The following is a 14,082-nucleotide window of genomic DNA, read 5'->3' as shown; positions in this document are numbered from 1 at the left end:
CGTAGCAGCGGTTGCCGGGAGTGGGAAGAAGTTGCGCAGGAATCCGCTACAACTTTCTCCACCCTGAGGACAAAGGGGGATGCCGGGCCCGTCCGCCGGGCCGGGACATGGAAACGTCCCCGACCGCGGCGGCGCCGGCGATCGAGGACGTGAGCGGTGAGGTTCTACGCCTCTTCGCGCTGGTGGTACGTCTGGCGGGTGTGCTCGGTGTGGGCCCGCATGACCGCCGTCGCACGCTGCTCGTCGTGCGAGGAGATAGCGGCGATCAGGGAACGGTGCTCGATCCAGGACTGCGTACCGCGCTGCCGGGCGACGGGGGTGTAGTACCAGCGGACCCGTCGGTCCACCTGCCCGGCCAGTTCGGCGAGGACGACATTGCCGGCCAGCTCCATGACCTTGGCGTGGAAGGCGGCGTTGGTCGCCACCGCCAGGTCCACGTCGTCGTCGGCGACGGCCCGTTCACCCTTGGTGCAGAGCTCCTCCAGCGCGGCGATGCCCGCCGGGGTGGAGTGGGCTGCCGCGAGCCGGGCGGCCTCGGCCTCCAGGAGCATACGGACCGAGAGCAGCTGGTCCGCCTCCTGCTCCGTGGGCTCGTGGACGAACGCACCCTGGGCGGGACGCAGATCGACCCATCCCTCGGTGTTGAGCCGTTGCAACGCCTCACGCACCGGCTGCCGGGACACGCCCAGATGCCCGGCCAGCTCGCTCTCGACCAGATGCTGGCCGGGACGGAGCGCCCGGGTGGTGATGAGTTCGAGCAGCGCCTCGTAGACGCGCTCGCGCAGCGGACCGGGCCGTTCCAGCTTCGGCACAGCCCCCTGCGGCAGTCCTGTGGACAACATCGCGGTCCCCCTCCGGGCGACGAGCAATTGCTTATCGTCTACAGTCTACCGATCTCACCGTTCCTCAGGGACAGCGGATGACCTGTCCCGCGTAGCTCAGGTTCCCGCCGAAGCCGAAAAGCAGCGCCGGAGCACCGGTGGCGACCTCGCCCCGCTCCACCAGTTTGGACAGGGCCATCGGGATCGAGGCCGCGGACGTATTGCCGGAATCCACCACATCCCGGGCGATGACCGCGTTGACGGCACCGATCTTCCGGGCGACGGGTTCGATGATCCTCAGATTGGCCTGATGCAGCACCACCGCGGCGAGATCCTCGGGGGTGATCCCCGCCTTCTCGCACACCTTGCGCGCGATGGGCGGCAGCTGGGTGGTGGCCCAGCGGTAGACGGACTGCCCCTCCTGGGCGAAGCGGGGCGGTGTGCCCTCGATCCGTACCGCGTCCCCCATCCCCGGCACGGAACCCCACAGGACCGGCCCGATCCCGGGCGAGCCGGCCGCCCCGGAGTCGGCGACCACGACCGCGGCACCGGCGCCGTCGCCCATCAGCACACAGCTGGAGCGGTCGGTCCAGTCGACGATGTCACCCATCTTGTCGGCGCCGATCACGAGCGCACGCGTGGCGGCCCCCGCCCGGACGGCGTGGTCGGCGGTGGCGAGGGCGTGGGTGAAACCCGAACAGACCACGTTGATGTCCATCACCGCGGGCGAGGACATGCCGAGGCGTGCTGCGACCCTGGCCGACATGCTGGGCGAGCGGTCGATCGCGGTGGACGTGGCCACCAGGACCAGATCGATGTCGGACGGCTGGAGGCCTGCGGCGGCGAGCGCCTTGGCCGCCGCGTGCGCCGCCAGCTCGTCCACCGGCTCGTCGGGGCCGCCGAGGTGCCGGGTCTTGATGCCGACGCGGCTGGTGATCCACTCGTCACTGGTGTCGACCATGGCCGCCAGATCATGGTTGGTGAGCACCTTGGCGGGCTGATAGTGGCCGAGCGCCACGACACGTGAGCCGGTCATATTCAGGTTCCCCTCGCTACATATGGCAGGAACCATCCAGTCTTGGTCGCTACCGTCCGGTACAAGGGCACGTGATCCCACAGGAATACCGCCCGGAGGTTGGAGGCTTGACAACAGCCCCGGCCGAGGCATCGGCATACTGTAGGCAGAATTCTGTCGACTTCAGGGTGCTGCCGACCCCCCGCTCGTGCAGGACAATGACATCGTCGAGGTCACCTCGCCGCACGGGACCCGTGATCACGGCATCCTCTGCATCAAGGGCCGTTTCGGCTTCCCTCACGCACAGAATCGGGGCTGACTGTCATGGGACGGGTCACCGAGCGCCGCCGCACCCTCCGCATCCGGGACGGAGCCGTCTCCACCCGCCCGGACACCCTCGTCGCCGAGGAGCCCCTGGAGATCCGGCTGAACGGCAAGCCGCTCGCCATCACCATGCGCACCCCGGGCGACGACTTCGCGCTCGCGGCCGGCTTCCTGGTGAGTGAGGGCGTGATCGGTGAGGGCTCCGAGGTGCAGTCGATCGTGTACTGCGCCGGGGCGACGGCCGACGGGGTGAACACGTACAACGTGGTGGACGTGAAACTCGCGCCCGGCGTCGTGGTCCCCGACATCACGCTGGAGCGCAACGTCTACACGACGTCGTCCTGCGGTCTGTGCGGCAAGGCCAGCCTGGACGCGGTCCGCACCACGACCCGGCACCCGGTCGCCGACACTCCCCCGGTCCGGGTCGCACCCGAGCTGCTGGCCGCCCTCCCCGACCGGCTGCGCGCCTCGCAGCGGGTCTTCGACCGGACCGGGGGCCTGCACGCGGCGGCGCTGTTCTCCGAAACGGGCGAGCTCATCGACATACGGGAGGACGTCGGCCGGCACAACGCGGTCGACAAGCTGGTCGGGCGGGCCCTGACCGACGGCCGGCTGCCGCTGTCCCGGGCGATCCTGCTGGTCTCGGGCCGGGCGTCGTTCGAGCTCGCACAGAAGGCGGTGATGGCCGGTATCCCGATGCTGGCGGCCGTCTCGGCGCCGTCGTCCCTGGCGGTCGACCTGGCGGCCGAGACAGGACTGACCCTGGTCGGATTCCTGCGGGGGCCCTCCATGAACGTGTACGCGGGAGAGCACCGCATCGCGCTGGAGGAGCCGGCCGTCCAGGGCTGAGGCGCCCGGTGGCCGTGCCCGGCCACTCAGCCCACCGGGGCGGTCTCCCGCGACTCCGCACTGCCGGAGGTGTCCTCCAGGGGATCCCGGGCCCGACGCTTCGCGATCACGGCGCACACCATGAGCTGCATCTGGTGGAAGAGCATCAACGGCAGCACGGCGAGGCTCGCCTGGGCGCCGAACAGGACACTGGCCATCGGCAGTCCCGAGGCGAGGCTCTTCTTCGAGCCGGCGAACTGGATCGAGATGCGGTCCTCGCGCCCGAAGCCGAGCCGCTTCGCCCCGTACCAGCTCAGCGAGAGCATGGCGGCCAGCAGCACCGCTTCGACGGCCAGCAGGGCACCGAGCCGGGCCGGGGTGACCTGGTGCCAGATGCCCGCGACCATGCCCTCGCTGAACGCGGTGTAGACGACCAGCAGGATCGAGCCCCGGTCGACGAGGCCCAGGACCTTCTTGTGGCGGGTCAGGAAGCCACCGATCCAGCGGCGCAGCAGCTGTCCCGCGAGGAACGGCAGCAGCAACTGGACGCCGATCCTCACCAGGGCGTCCGCGGAGAAGCCGCCACCGTTGTTGCCGAGGAGCGCCGCCGCGAGCAGCGGGGTGACGAAGATGCCGGCGATCGAGGAGAAGGAGCCCGCACAGATCGCGGCGGGCACGTTGCCGCGGGCGATCGAGGTGAAGGCGATCGACGACTGGATGGTCGAGGGGACGAGGCAGAGGAAGAGGAGACCACTCTGCAGCTGAGGTGTCAGGACGTACGGCACCAGCCCCCGGCTCGCCAGGCCCAGCAGCGGGAAGACGACGAACGTGCAGGCCAGGACGGTGAGGTGGAGCCGCCAGTGCTTGAGGCCTTCGACGGCTTCGGCGGTGGAGAGCCGGGCGCCGTAGAGGAAGAACAGGAACGCGACCGCCCCGGTGGAGGCTCCGCCCGCCACATCGGCCGCGGTGCCCGAGGCCGGCAGCAGGGCCGCCAGTACGACGGTGCCGATCAACGCCATGATGTACGGGTCGACCGGCAGCCAGGACGGCAATCGCGGGGTTCGGCGGCTCATGTGCTCCACGTGTCTCTCGTTCAGAAGCGTGCGCCCACCATCCTGCGCCCGATCACCCGTATCGGGAATCCCGTATACCGCTCTGACTGTCATCACGGTTCGCGATAGCGTGGCGCCATGTACGACCCGGCGCAGTTGCGCACCTTCCTCGCCGTCGCCCAGACCCTCAGCTTCACCGCGGCCGCGCGCCGGCTCGGGGTGCGGCAGTCCACGGTCAGCCAGCACGTGCGGCGGCTGGAGGACGCGACCGGGCGTCAGCTGTTCACCCGGGACACCCACCGGGTCGATCTCACGGTGGACGGCGAGGCGATGCTCGGCTTCGCGCGGACGATCCTGGAGGCGCACGAACGGGCGTCGGCGTTCTTCACCGGTACGCGGCTGCGCGGGCGGCTGCGCTTCGGGGCCTCGGAGGACTTCGTGCTGACCCGGCTGCCGGAGATCCTCCAGTCGTTCCGCCGCGACCATCCGGAGGTCGAGCTGGAGCTGACCGTCGAGCTGTCGGGGACGCTGCACCAGCAGCTGGCCGCGGGCCGTCTCGACCTGGTGCTCGCCAAACGGCGGACCGGGGACACCCACGGGGAGCTCGTCTGGCAGGACGCACTGGTCTGGATCGGTGCGCCGCGGCTGCGGATCGACCCGGACGGGCCGGTACCGCTGGTCCTCTTCCCGCCGCCCGGCATCACGCGGGCCCGCGCACTGGAGGTACTGGAGGAGCAGGGCCGCTCATGGCGGGTCGCCTGCACGAGCGGCAGCCTCAGCGGGCTGATCGCCGCCGCCCACGCGGGACTGGGAGTGATGGCGCACAGTCGCGGTCTGGTCCCGCCGGGGCTCGTTCCGGTACCGGCCAGGGCGGGGCTGCCGGACCTCGGCGACGTGGACTTCGTCCTCCTGCACGGGCGGCGGCGGGGCGGGGCGCAGCAGGCGGCGGACGCACTGGCCGCGGCAGTCCTGGCGGGCGGCGACCGGCTGATCCGTCCGCGCGGCGGTGTGGGCGTGATCGGTCCGCAGGACCGCGCATGACGGGGTGCGGGGAGGGGGAGAATGAACGGGACGCGGCGGCACGCCCCCAGGCGACCCGCTCCGGGCCGACCCGGCAATGACGGGTGAATCACCTGTATCCGTACACAACCGCGTGATCGCGGCGTACAGATTCGGTGGAGATTCCCGCGCGAGCCACTTACTCCGTGGTCAGAAGCGTGCCCGGGCCTTGCCCATCTGGCCTGATTTCACCACCTGACCCGTGCATGTCGAACCTGGTACGGGCCGCTCCCGCCACTCCCGGCGCGGCGTCCGGTGGGGTAGCGTCACGGCGCTGTGCGGAGCGCCACAAGGAGCAGGTCATTGCGTGAGTTCACTGTCCCACCCATGGCGGCCGCGCCCCACGTAGGCGGGCTCGCCGATGTCGTGTTCGACTACGCCGACGAGGATCCGCACCGGGTCGCGCTCGGCCGGAAAGGTGCGGACGGACGCTGGCGGGACGTCACCTCGGCGACATTCCGTGACGAGGTGCTGGCGTTGGCCAAGGGGCTCATCGCGCACGGCGTGCGGTTCGGCGACCGGGTCGCACTGATGTCGCGCACACGGTACGAGTGGACCCTCTTCGACTTCGCCCTGTGGTCGGTGGGCGCCCAGTCCGTGCCGGTCTATCCGACGTCGTCGGCCGAACAGGTCCTGTGGATGCTGCACGACGCCGAGGTGTCGGCGGTCATGGTCGAGCACGAGGACCACTCGATGACGATCGCGTCGGTGATCGACCGGCTGCCGCAGCTGAAGCGGCTGTGGCAGATCGACGCCGGAGCGGTGAGCGAGCTCGTCGAGGCCGGCGCCCATGTCGAGGACGAGGTCGTGCACCGGCACCGGCGCGCGGTGACCCCCGAGTCGGTGGCCACCGTCATCTACACCTCGGGCACCACGGGACGCCCGAAGGGCTGCGTGATCACGCACGCCAACTTCATGTTCGAGACGGAGACGATGGCGTCCCGCTGGGAGTCGGTCTTCCACTCCAAGCCGGGTGACGAGGCGGCGACGCTGCTCTTCCTTCCGCTGGCGCACGTCTTCGGGCGGATGGTGGAGGTCGCGGCGATCCGCGGCCGGGTGAAGCTGGGGCACCAGCCGGAGCTGTCGGCGAAGGCGCTCATGCCGGACCTGGTGACGTTCCGCCCCACGTTCATCCTGGCGGTGCCGTACATCTTCGAGAAGGTCTTCAACGGTGCCCGGCGCAAGGCCGAGGCGGAGGGGCGGATCGGTCCCTTCGACAAGGCCGTCGACATCGCGGTGAAGTACGCGGAGGCGATGGAGGCGCGGGCGTTCGGCACCGGTCCCGGCCCCTCCGCCGGGCTGCGGATGCAGCACCAGTTCTTCGACAAGGTCGTGTACAAGAAGGTGCGCGAGGCGATGGGGGGCCGGATCCGGCACGCCATGTCGGGCGGTTCGGGGATGGACCGGCAGCTCGGGCTGTTCTTCGCGGGCGCGGGCGTCACCGTGTACGAGGGGTACGGCCTGACCGAGACGACGGCCGCGGCCACGGCCAACCCCCCGGAGCGCACCCGGTACGGCACGGTGGGGCAGCCGATCCCCGGCACGAGCGTGCACATCGCCGACGACGGCGAGGTGTGGGTGTACGGCGCCAATGTGTTCGGCGGCTACCTGGGCGCTCCGAAGGCCACGGCCGCGGTCCTCAATGACGGCTGGCTGGCCACCGGCGACCTGGGCGCGCTGGACGAGGACGGCTATCTGACGATCACCGGGCGCAAGAAGGAGATCCTGGTGACGTCCGGCGGCAAGAGCGTCTCGCCCGCCGGCCTGGAGGAGCGGGTACGGGCCCATCCGCTGGTGGCGCAGTGCATCGTCGTCGGCAACGACCGGCCGTACATCGCGGCGCTGGTCACCGTCGACCAGGAGTCCGTGGAGCACTGGCTCGCGATGCAGGGGCGGCAGGCGCTGACCCCGGGAGAACTGGTGCGGGACCCGGACCTGGAGATGGAGGTACGGCGCGCGGTGGTGGCCGCGAACACGGCGGTCTCCCAGGCCGAGTCGATCCGTACGTTCCGGATCCTGGCCCACCAGTTCACCGAGGAGCACGGCCTGCTGACACCGTCGCTGAAGCTCAAGCGCAAGGCGATCGAGACGGCGTACGCCTCCGAGGTGGACGCGCTCTACCGCTGACCGGGCCCGGCCGGTGCGCGGCTCGGGGAGGCGCCGCGCGGACGGTACCTGCGGCTCGGTGCGCGTGCCGCTCCTGCGGCACGTCGCAGGAGTACGGTTTCCGGTGAGAACGGCGCGCCTGCGGGAATGTGCGGGCCGCCTTGATCGTTCACCCTGGGAGTCCCACCCCACAACGTTAGGATCGACCGCTCGTGAGCCAGGTCCCCTCCCTCACCCTCAACAACGGCGTCGAGATGCCGCAGCTCGGTTTCGGAGTCTGGCAGGTGCCGGACGACGAGGCCACGGCGGCGGTCGCCACGGCCATCGAGTCCGGGTACCGCAGCATCGACACCGCCGCGATCTACCAGAACGAGGTGGGCACCGGAAAGGCGATCACGGCCTCCGGTGTCGCCCGCGAGGAGCTCTTCGTCACCACGAAGCTGTGGAACTCGGAGCAGGGCTACGACGCGACGCTGCGCGCCTTCGACGCCTCCCTCGACAAGCTCGGCCTCGACTACGTCGACCTGTACCTGATCCACTGGCCGGTGCCGGCCAAGGACGCCTACGTCGACACGTACCGGGCGTTCGAGAAGATCTACGCCGACGGCCGCGCGAAGGCCATCGGTGTGTCGAACTTCCTCCCCGAGCACCTGGAGCGCCTGCTGGGCGAGACCTCCGTGGTGCCGGCCCTCAACCAGATCGAGCTGCACCCGCAGCTCCAGCAGGCCGAGTCGCGTGCGCTGCACGCCCGGCACGGCATCGCGACCGAGGCGTGGTCCCCGCTCGGTTCGGGCAAGGGCCTCCTGGAGGTCCCGACGGTCGTCGCGGTCGCGCAGAAGCACGGCCGCACGCCCGCCCAGGCGGTGCTGCGCTGGCACCTCCAGACGGGCAACGTGGTGATCCCCAAGTCCGTGACCCCGTCGCGGATCGCGGAGAACATCGACGTGTTCGGCTTCGAGCTGGACGCCGACGACCTGGCCGCGTTCGCGGCGCTGGACGAGGGCAAGCGGCTCGGCCCGAACCCGGGCGAGTTCAACGCCGGCGCGTAACCACCGCCGATTTCCCTGTGACCGCCGCCCGGCCCGGAGCCGGGCGGCGGTTTCGCCGTACGAGGCGCACAAGGCGTGCACGGCGTACCAGACGTACGAACAACACATACACAGCGCGAGCTGCACGAAGGGACCGGAGATGGCCGGGGACACCGCTCCCGTTGTCGGGGCAGGCCTTTACCGGCTGCGCAACGTGGGCAGCGGGCTCGTGCTGGAGGTGCGGGACGCCGCGAAGGGCGGCGGCGCACCGGTGCAGCAGAACGACGCCGACGGATCGGCCGCCCAGCACTGGGAGTTCACCCCCGTCCACGAGGGCGCGGCGCTGCACCACGTGGTCAACGCCCACAGCGGCAAACGGCTCGACGTGCGCGGAGCCTCCACGGAGAACGGGGCGGTGATCCAGCAGTGGCGGGCGAACAACTTCGGCGCCCAGGAGTGGCTGGTCGAACGGCACCTGGAGGCACCCGGCACGGTGACGCTGGTGAGCTTCGTCAGCGGACTGGTCCTGGAGGTCGCCGACGGCAGTACGGCGAAGGCGGCGCCCGTCCAGCAGTGGGAGGACACCGACTCCCCCGGCCAGTGGTGGCGGCTGGAGCCGGTGTCGGGCACGGCTTCCCCGTGAGCTCTCCCGCTCAGGCGCGACGGCCCAGGTGGACCGTGCGGGCCAGCAGCAGGTAGGTGTCGGGGCGCCGGTGCAGTCCGGCCGGGTCCTCGGGGTCGAGCAGCCGGTCCAGCACCGCGATGTCGTCGGCGGCGAGCCGGTCGCGCAGCCCGTCGCGGCGGCGGGTGAGTTCGGCCACGACGTGCTCACGCGCCACGTCGCCCAGCGGTGCCGGCAGATCGAGCAGGAAGCTGCGGGTGCCCTGCGGGGCGAGGCCCACCGCGGTGAAGAGGGCGGCCCAGTCCTCGTTCTCCCGCCGCGCCTCGGGCAGGTCCGCCCGCATCTCCTCGAAGAGCTCGGCCTGCACCGCCTCCATCCTGGCCTCCAGGCCGGGCCGGCCGAAGCCGAGGTCGCGCGGGAGCTGACGCGGCTGCAGCCCGCCCTCGACGAGCGCGACGGTCCCGCCGGGGTTCAGCAGGGCGGCGAAGCCGGCCAGCACCGCGCGCTGATCGCCCATGTGGTGCAGGGTGTTGCCCGCCCAGATCAGGTCCGCCCGCCCCAGCCCCGCGAGCTCGCCGGGGAGTTCGGCGTGCAGGGTGGCGACCCGGTCCCCGAGCCCGAGCCGTTCGGCGCGGGCGCGGGTGCGCTCCAGCAGGGCCGGGGTGCCGTCGACCGCGACGACCTCCGCGTCGGGGAACGCCTCGGCCAGCAGACAGGAGATCACGCCGGGCCCGCTGCCGATGTCCAGGACCCTGCGCACCTTCGGTGCGTCGGGCAGGCCGGCGATCCAGCGGGCCGCCTGCGTGTACTGCTCGCTGCTGAGTTCGGCGTTCTGTTCCAGCAGCGGGCCCATGACGTCCCAGTCGGGGTCGCTGGGTCCGTGGTGGTGTCCCTGCGTGCCGCCGTGCTGGTGATCGTGCGCATGGCCGGCGTCGTGGTGGCGGTGTCCGGTGTGGTTGCTCATGGGAACAGCGTCACCACGGCGCGGCCGGGGCGCAAACTTTGTTGCCGTTACGGCAAGCCGCCGCCTTTCCGGTAGTCCTGCGGGCTGACCCCGCGGACGCGTTTGAAGGCGGTGCTGAAGGCGAACGCCTGGCTGTATCCGACCTGGTGGGCCACCGCCTCGACGGTGGCGTCCGTCTCACGGAGCAGATCCGCCGCGACGGCCAGGCGCCAGCCGGTCAGATAGGCCATCGGGGGCTCCCCCACGAGCTCGGTGAAGCGCCGGGCCAGCCCGGCCCTGGAGACCCCGGCCCGGGCGGCCAGCGCTGCCACCGTCCAGGGGTGGGCGGGTTCGTTCTGGAGCAGCCTCAGCGCCAGGCCGACGACGGGGTCCCCCATGGCCCGGTACCAGGCCGGGGCCTCCGCGCCCGGCCGGGAGAACCAGGTGCGCAGGGCGTCGATCAGCAGGAGGTCCAGCAGGCGGTCCAGGACCACGCTCTGACCCGGCTCGTCCCGCGCGATCTCGTCGTCGAGCAGTGCCGGCAGCGGTCCCGGCCGGCCGGCGGAGGGCAGGACGAGCAGCGGGGGCAGCGCGTCGAGCAGCCGTCCGCTGATCTCGCCCTCCAGCAGGTACGTGCCGACGAGCACGGTCGTCGAACCGTCCCGTGCGTTGCCCCAGGTACGCACCCCCAGGTCCATCGACTGCGCCAGCGGCTCCCCGTGCAGGGTGGTGCAGGTGCCGCCGGGGCCGATCCGCGCGCGGGGTGCGGTGTCCGGCAGGTCCGCGACGGTGTACGGCTCCGGTCCGCGCGCGACGGCCCGGTCTCCCGGGCGCAGCAGCACGGGTTCGGCGCCCGCGACGGGAACGATCCATGCCTCGCCGGCTGTCACGGACATCAGACAGAGCGGGGCCCGGTCCTCGATCCGTACGGACCAGGGCGGCTCCATCACCATCCGCAGCAGAAAGGCGCCCCGGGCCCGCGGCCCGTCCAGCAGTCCCGCGAGTGCGTCCATGGAGGGCAGCGTAGACGTACGCGTAGGGAGCTGAGCGGCTCGGGGATGGAGCGCGCGGGGCTGGGCGGAGAGTCTTGAGCCATGACACGGAACACGGAGAACCAGAAGCAGGAAGTCCCCGCCGCGCGCCCGGTACTGGTGACGAGCGGGACCGGCAAGACGGGCGGCCGGGTGGCCGAGCGGCTGGCGGCGCGCGGGGTGCCGGTGCGGGCCGGATCGCGCAGCGGCGAGGTGCCGTTCGACTGGGCGGACCCGTCCGGGTGGGAGGCCGCGCTGCGCGGCGCGGACGCGGCGTACGTCGCGTACTACCCCGATCTCGCGGCGCCCGGCGCGCCGGAGGCGATGAGTACCTTCGGGGAGATCGCCCGACACTGCGGCGTGCGCCGGCTGGTGCTGCTCTCGGGGCGGGGCGAACCCCAGGCAGTGGTGGCGGAGGAGGCGTTGCGCGCGGCTGCGGGCGATGCCGAACTCACGGTCGTGCGCTCGGCGTTCTTCGCGCAGAACTTCAGCGAGGGTGCACTGCTCGACGGGGTGCTGAGCGGTGAGGTGGTGTTCCCCGCGGGCGGATCCGCAGAGCCGTTCGTGGACGTCGACGACCTGGCCGATGTGGTCGTCGCGGCGCTCTGCGGGGACGGCGGCGGGGGCACGGTCCATGAACTGACCGGCCCCCGGGCGCTGACCTTCGCCGAGGCCGCCGCCGAACTCACCGGCGCGACGGGGCGCGAGGTGCGCTACGTCGCGGTGACGGGTCCTCAGTACGCGGCGATGCTCCAGCAGTACGGGGTCCCGGAGGCCGAAGCGGGGTTCCTCGCCGGGCTGTTCACGTTTCTGCTGGACGGGCACAACGCGCCGGTGACCGACGGGGTCAAGCAGGCTCTGGGCCGCGACCCGAAGCCGTTCGCCGCGTTCGCCGCCGAGGCGGCGCGGGACGGCGCCTGGGACGCGTAGGGCGATGGTGGGGCGCCGCCGGCCGTGGGCTACCGGCGGCGGAACGCCAGCAGCCGGTACTGCGGGTCCGCGCGCCGGCGGTCGGGTCCGGGCAGGGCGGCCAGGATCCGGACCAGTTGCCCGGCCGCCTCGCCTGGCAGGGCGAGGCGCGAGGCGTAGTAGCCGCGCCGCACCCCGCGGGCGGCGCTCAGCGGGGTCCGTCCCTGGCCGTGCCCCCGGAACACGGCACTGCCCACCACGTCGAGGCCGTGCGCGGCGCCGAACTCGATGATCCGCTCCGTACCGTCGGACGGGGTCGGCGCGAGGTATGGGGCGAACGCCTCGTCGATGTCACTGCCGACGTCGTGCCCCGCGTCCTTGTCGACCGTGGTGACGAACACGCCGCCGGGCCGCAGCACCCGGGCCGCCTGCGCCACCACCGCTCGCGCGGCGCCCTCCTCGCGCAGCAGATGCAGCAGCCAGACGGCCGTCACCGCGTCGACCACCGCATCGGGCAGCGGCAGCCGGCGCGCGTCTGCGAGCACCACACCGGCGACCCGCTGCCGCGCGAGCCGGGCCATGCCGTGGGCGGCGTCGGAGCCGAGCACTCGCAGGCCGGGTCGGCCACCGGCGATGCGCTCGGTGACGATCCCCGTACCGCAGCCGATGTCGAGCAGGGTGCGGGCGGCGGGCGGGACCAAGCCGAGCACCGCATCCGCGGCCGCCTCCGCCCGGGGCACGCCACCGCGCGTGGCGTCGTAGACGGCAGCCTCGTCGTCGTAGTTCAGCATTCGAACGACTCTAGAACACGGTGCAGGCGTGCTACGGCGAACATCCGGGCCGGGCCGGTGCGGCCGAGCGCGACAGCCGGCCCTCGGACAGAGCTGCGGGCCTGTCCACGATCCGGCCGAACCGCGGGTCCTGCCGTCATCGAGACATGCCCGGTCGGCGAAGCCGGACCGCCGAATCACCCGGTCCCGATTGCCAGCGGGCAAACTGGGCCATAACTTGCGGTTATGGAGCTGGAGTTGCGCCATCTGCGAACGGTACGTGCCATCGCCGACACCGGGAGCCTCACCAAGGCGGCCGCCGCGCTCGGGCTCGCCCAGCCTGCGCTGAGTGCGCAGCTGCGGCGGATCGAGAAGGCGCTGGGCGGCCCGTTGTTCGACCGGGACCACACGGGTGCGCGGCCGACGCTGTTGGGCGAACTGGTGCTGGAGCGGGCGCGGGTGGTACTGCCCGCGGTCAGCGAGCTCCAGGAGGAGGCGGTGCGGTTCGCCAACGCGTGGGGTGCCATGGAGCGGTTCCGGCTGGGCGGCACGCACGGACCGCTGCTCGGCGGGCTCGTCGACCGGCTGGCCGCGGCACACCCGACGGCTCCGGTGTCCACGTACACCGCCTGGTCGGTGACCGAACTGGCCTCTCAACTGGTTGACGGCCGACTGGACTTCGTCCTCATCGGGGCGTGCGGCGAGAGTCCGCCGCCGGCCGCCGACCGGCTGGAGTGGCAGGTCATCGGAGTCGACCCGGTCTTCGTGATGCTGCCGGAGGGCCACCCGCTGGCCGGCGAGGCCGAACTGGAGCTTTCCGCGCTGGCCGACGAGTGCTGGGTCGATGTGCCCGGCGACGGCTGTTTCGCGGACTGCTTCGTGGCCGCCTGCGCACGGGCCGGCTTCAGCCCGGTGTCGGTGTACGAGACGGACACCGCGTCCGTCGTCCATCTGGTGCAGGTGGGCCGGGCGGTCGGACTGTGCCGGGCGACGTTCCCGCCGACGCCGGGCGTGGTGACCCGTCCGGTGACCGGCTCGCCGCTCAGCTGGCGCCATCTGCTGGGCTGGCACCCCCGGTCCGCTGCCGCGTCGGCGGCGGCCGGAGCGGTGAGCGGGTACACCCGGGCGGCGTACGCCCAGGCGGTGGAACGCAGCGACAGCTACACACGCTGGCTCGCCGCGCACCCCCGCTTCGGTGCCGCGTCCTGACCGCCTGGCGGGCCTACTCCGCGCCGTGTCCGGGGGCGACGTCCTCGACCGCGGCGGCCAGGGCCAGGTCCTTCTCGGTGACCCTGCCGCCCGCGTCGTGGGAGTTCACGGACAGGGCGACGGTGTTGTATCCGAGCGTCAGGTCGGAGTGGTGATTCAGCTCGTCCTGGATCCGGGCGACGTGCACGGTGAGTGCGGCGGCGGCGAAATGCGACGGGAGCCGGTAGGTGCGGGTGATCCGGTCCCCTTCCAGCGTCCAGCCGGGCAGGTCGCGCAGCCGGCGCTCGATCTCGTCCTTCGGCAGTGGTGCGGCGGGCATGCGGTGGCTCCCTCACTAGCGGGGTTCGGTCGACGATGCCGGTGAC

The 14,082-nt window shown here is 71.9% G+C and carries 14 protein-coding genes and 1 pseudogene; 8 read left to right on the top strand and 7 right to left on the bottom strand.

The window, feature by feature from the left end; all coding sequences use genetic code 11:
• Positions 1-164: 164 nt before the first annotated feature.
• Both OG446_RS32610 and OG446_RS32605 read right to left on the bottom strand, forming a co-directional pair.
• On the bottom strand, positions 165-842 hold the full coding sequence (locus OG446_RS32610) for a GntR family transcriptional regulator (protein ID WP_328897387.1): 678 nt from the start codon (positions 840-842) through the stop codon (positions 165-167).
• Between the two features lie 64 nt (positions 843-906).
• Positions 907-1,857 carry a beta-ketoacyl-ACP synthase III gene (locus OG446_RS32605; protein WP_328897386.1) on the bottom strand — a complete coding sequence of 317 codons (951 nt, stop codon included), beginning with the start codon at positions 1,855-1,857 and terminating at the stop codon, positions 907-909.
• A 187-nt stretch (positions 1,858-2,044) separates the two neighbouring features.
• Here OG446_RS32605 and OG446_RS32600 point away from each other — a divergent pair.
• Both OG446_RS32600 and fdhD read left to right on the top strand, forming a co-directional pair.
• Positions 2,045-2,155: pseudogene (locus tag OG446_RS32600) on the top strand (2Fe-2S iron-sulfur cluster-binding protein); the annotation flags it as partial.
• A gap of 5 nt (positions 2,156-2,160) precedes the next feature.
• Positions 2,161-3,009, top strand: coding sequence for a formate dehydrogenase accessory sulfurtransferase FdhD (gene fdhD / locus OG446_RS32595; RefSeq protein ID WP_328897385.1), 849 nt, complete (start codon positions 2,161-2,163; stop codon positions 3,007-3,009).
• A 26-nt stretch (positions 3,010-3,035) separates the two neighbouring features.
• On the opposite strand, the gene OG446_RS32590 is transcribed toward fdhD, so the two are convergent.
• On the bottom strand, positions 3,036-4,061 hold the full coding sequence (locus tag OG446_RS32590) for a bile acid:sodium symporter family protein (RefSeq protein WP_328897384.1): 1,026 nt from the start codon (positions 4,059-4,061) through the stop codon (positions 3,036-3,038).
• 117 nt (positions 4,062-4,178) lie between these two features.
• Between OG446_RS32590 and OG446_RS32585 the strand changes: the two genes are divergently transcribed.
• The 4 genes from OG446_RS32585 to OG446_RS32570 all read left to right on the top strand — a co-directional run bounded on the left by OG446_RS32585 (position 4,179) and on the right by OG446_RS32570 (position 8,876).
• Positions 4,179-5,081, top strand: coding sequence for a LysR family transcriptional regulator (locus tag OG446_RS32585; RefSeq protein ID WP_328897383.1), 903 nt, complete (start codon positions 4,179-4,181; stop codon positions 5,079-5,081).
• Between the two features lie 345 nt (positions 5,082-5,426).
• Positions 5,427-7,226, top strand: a complete 1,800-nt coding sequence (locus tag OG446_RS32580; RefSeq protein WP_328897382.1) for an AMP-dependent synthetase/ligase — start codon at positions 5,427-5,429, stop codon at positions 7,224-7,226.
• A gap of 191 nt (positions 7,227-7,417) precedes the next feature.
• Positions 7,418-8,254 (top strand): aldo/keto reductase, encoded by an 837-nt coding sequence (locus OG446_RS32575; RefSeq protein ID WP_328897381.1) that lies wholly within the window; start codon positions 7,418-7,420, stop codon positions 8,252-8,254.
• 139 nt (positions 8,255-8,393) lie between these two features.
• Entirely contained in the window at positions 8,394-8,876 is a 483-nt protein-coding gene (locus tag OG446_RS32570) for an RICIN domain-containing protein (protein ID WP_328897380.1), read from the top strand.
• A 10-nt stretch (positions 8,877-8,886) separates the two neighbouring features.
• Here the strand turns inward: OG446_RS32570 and OG446_RS32565 are convergent, their stop codons facing one another.
• Positions 8,887-9,819 (bottom strand): class I SAM-dependent methyltransferase, encoded by a 933-nt coding sequence (locus tag OG446_RS32565; protein ID WP_328897379.1) that lies wholly within the window; start codon positions 9,817-9,819, stop codon positions 8,887-8,889.
• A gap of 47 nt (positions 9,820-9,866) precedes the next feature.
• Positions 9,867-10,811, bottom strand: a complete 945-nt coding sequence (locus OG446_RS32560; protein WP_328897378.1) for an AraC family transcriptional regulator — start codon at positions 10,809-10,811, stop codon at positions 9,867-9,869.
• Between the two features lie 81 nt (positions 10,812-10,892).
• Here OG446_RS32560 and OG446_RS32555 point away from each other — a divergent pair, with 81 nt between their 5' ends.
• The gene (locus tag OG446_RS32555; protein WP_328897377.1) at positions 10,893-11,759 is read left to right on the top strand and encodes an NmrA family transcriptional regulator; all 867 of its coding nucleotides are present in this window, start codon (positions 10,893-10,895) and stop codon (positions 11,757-11,759) included.
• A gap of 29 nt (positions 11,760-11,788) precedes the next feature.
• Here OG446_RS32555 and OG446_RS32550 read toward each other — a convergent pair whose 3' ends face one another.
• Positions 11,789-12,529: a class I SAM-dependent methyltransferase gene (locus OG446_RS32550; protein WP_328897376.1), complete on the bottom strand. Its 741-nt coding sequence runs from the start codon at positions 12,527-12,529 to the stop codon at positions 11,789-11,791.
• 225 nt (positions 12,530-12,754) lie between these two features.
• Between OG446_RS32550 and OG446_RS32545 the strand changes: the two genes are divergently transcribed.
• Positions 12,755-13,717, top strand: coding sequence for a LysR family transcriptional regulator (locus OG446_RS32545; RefSeq protein ID WP_328897375.1), 963 nt, complete (start codon positions 12,755-12,757; stop codon positions 13,715-13,717).
• A gap of 13 nt (positions 13,718-13,730) precedes the next feature.
• Here OG446_RS32545 and OG446_RS32540 read toward each other — a convergent pair whose 3' ends face one another.
• On the bottom strand, positions 13,731-14,036 hold the full coding sequence (locus tag OG446_RS32540; RefSeq protein WP_328897374.1) for a 4a-hydroxytetrahydrobiopterin dehydratase: 306 nt from the start codon (positions 14,034-14,036) through the stop codon (positions 13,731-13,733).
• Between the last annotated feature and the right edge of the window lie 46 nt (positions 14,037-14,082).

Source organism: Streptomyces sp. NBC_00236, from assembly GCF_036195045.1.
In the GTDB taxonomy this organism is placed as follows: Bacteria; Actinomycetota; Actinomycetes; order Streptomycetales; family Streptomycetaceae; genus Streptomyces.
Note: the sequence above shows the minus strand (reverse complement) of the source record. Positions and strands in the feature narration are given on the sequence as shown.

Bases quoted from the DNA above. Each gene is read 5' to 3' on its own strand.
- OG446_RS32610 (WP_328897387.1), bottom strand. From the start codon at position 842: ATGTTGTCCACAGGACTGCCGCAGGGGGCTGTGCCGAAGCTGGAACGG.
- OG446_RS32560 (WP_328897378.1), bottom strand. From the start codon at position 10,811: ATGGACGCACTCGCGGGACTGCTGGACGGGCCGCGGGCCCGGGGCGCC.
- OG446_RS32580 (WP_328897382.1), top strand. From the start codon at position 5,427: ATGGCGGCCGCGCCCCACGTAGGCGGGCTCGCCGATGTCGTGTTCGAC.
- OG446_RS32545 (WP_328897375.1), top strand. From the start codon at position 12,755: ATGGAGCTGGAGTTGCGCCATCTGCGAACGGTACGTGCCATCGCCGAC.
- OG446_RS32590 (WP_328897384.1), bottom strand. From the start codon at position 4,061: ATGAGCCGCCGAACCCCGCGATTGCCGTCCTGGCTGCCGGTCGACCCG.
- OG446_RS32555 (WP_328897377.1), top strand. From the start codon at position 10,893: ATGACACGGAACACGGAGAACCAGAAGCAGGAAGTCCCCGCCGCGCGC.
- fdhD (WP_328897385.1), top strand. From the start codon at position 2,161: ATGGGACGGGTCACCGAGCGCCGCCGCACCCTCCGCATCCGGGACGGA.
- OG446_RS32565 (WP_328897379.1), bottom strand. From the start codon at position 9,819: ATGAGCAACCACACCGGACACCGCCACCACGACGCCGGCCATGCGCAC.
- OG446_RS32550 (WP_328897376.1), bottom strand. From the start codon at position 12,529: ATGCTGAACTACGACGACGAGGCTGCCGTCTACGACGCCACGCGCGGT.
- OG446_RS32605 (WP_328897386.1), bottom strand. From the start codon at position 1,857: ATGACCGGCTCACGTGTCGTGGCGCTCGGCCACTATCAGCCCGCCAAG.
- OG446_RS32585 (WP_328897383.1), top strand. From the start codon at position 4,179: ATGTACGACCCGGCGCAGTTGCGCACCTTCCTCGCCGTCGCCCAGACC.
- OG446_RS32540 (WP_328897374.1), bottom strand. From the start codon at position 14,036: ATGCCCGCCGCACCACTGCCGAAGGACGAGATCGAGCGCCGGCTGCGC.
- OG446_RS32570 (WP_328897380.1), top strand. From the start codon at position 8,394: ATGGCCGGGGACACCGCTCCCGTTGTCGGGGCAGGCCTTTACCGGCTG.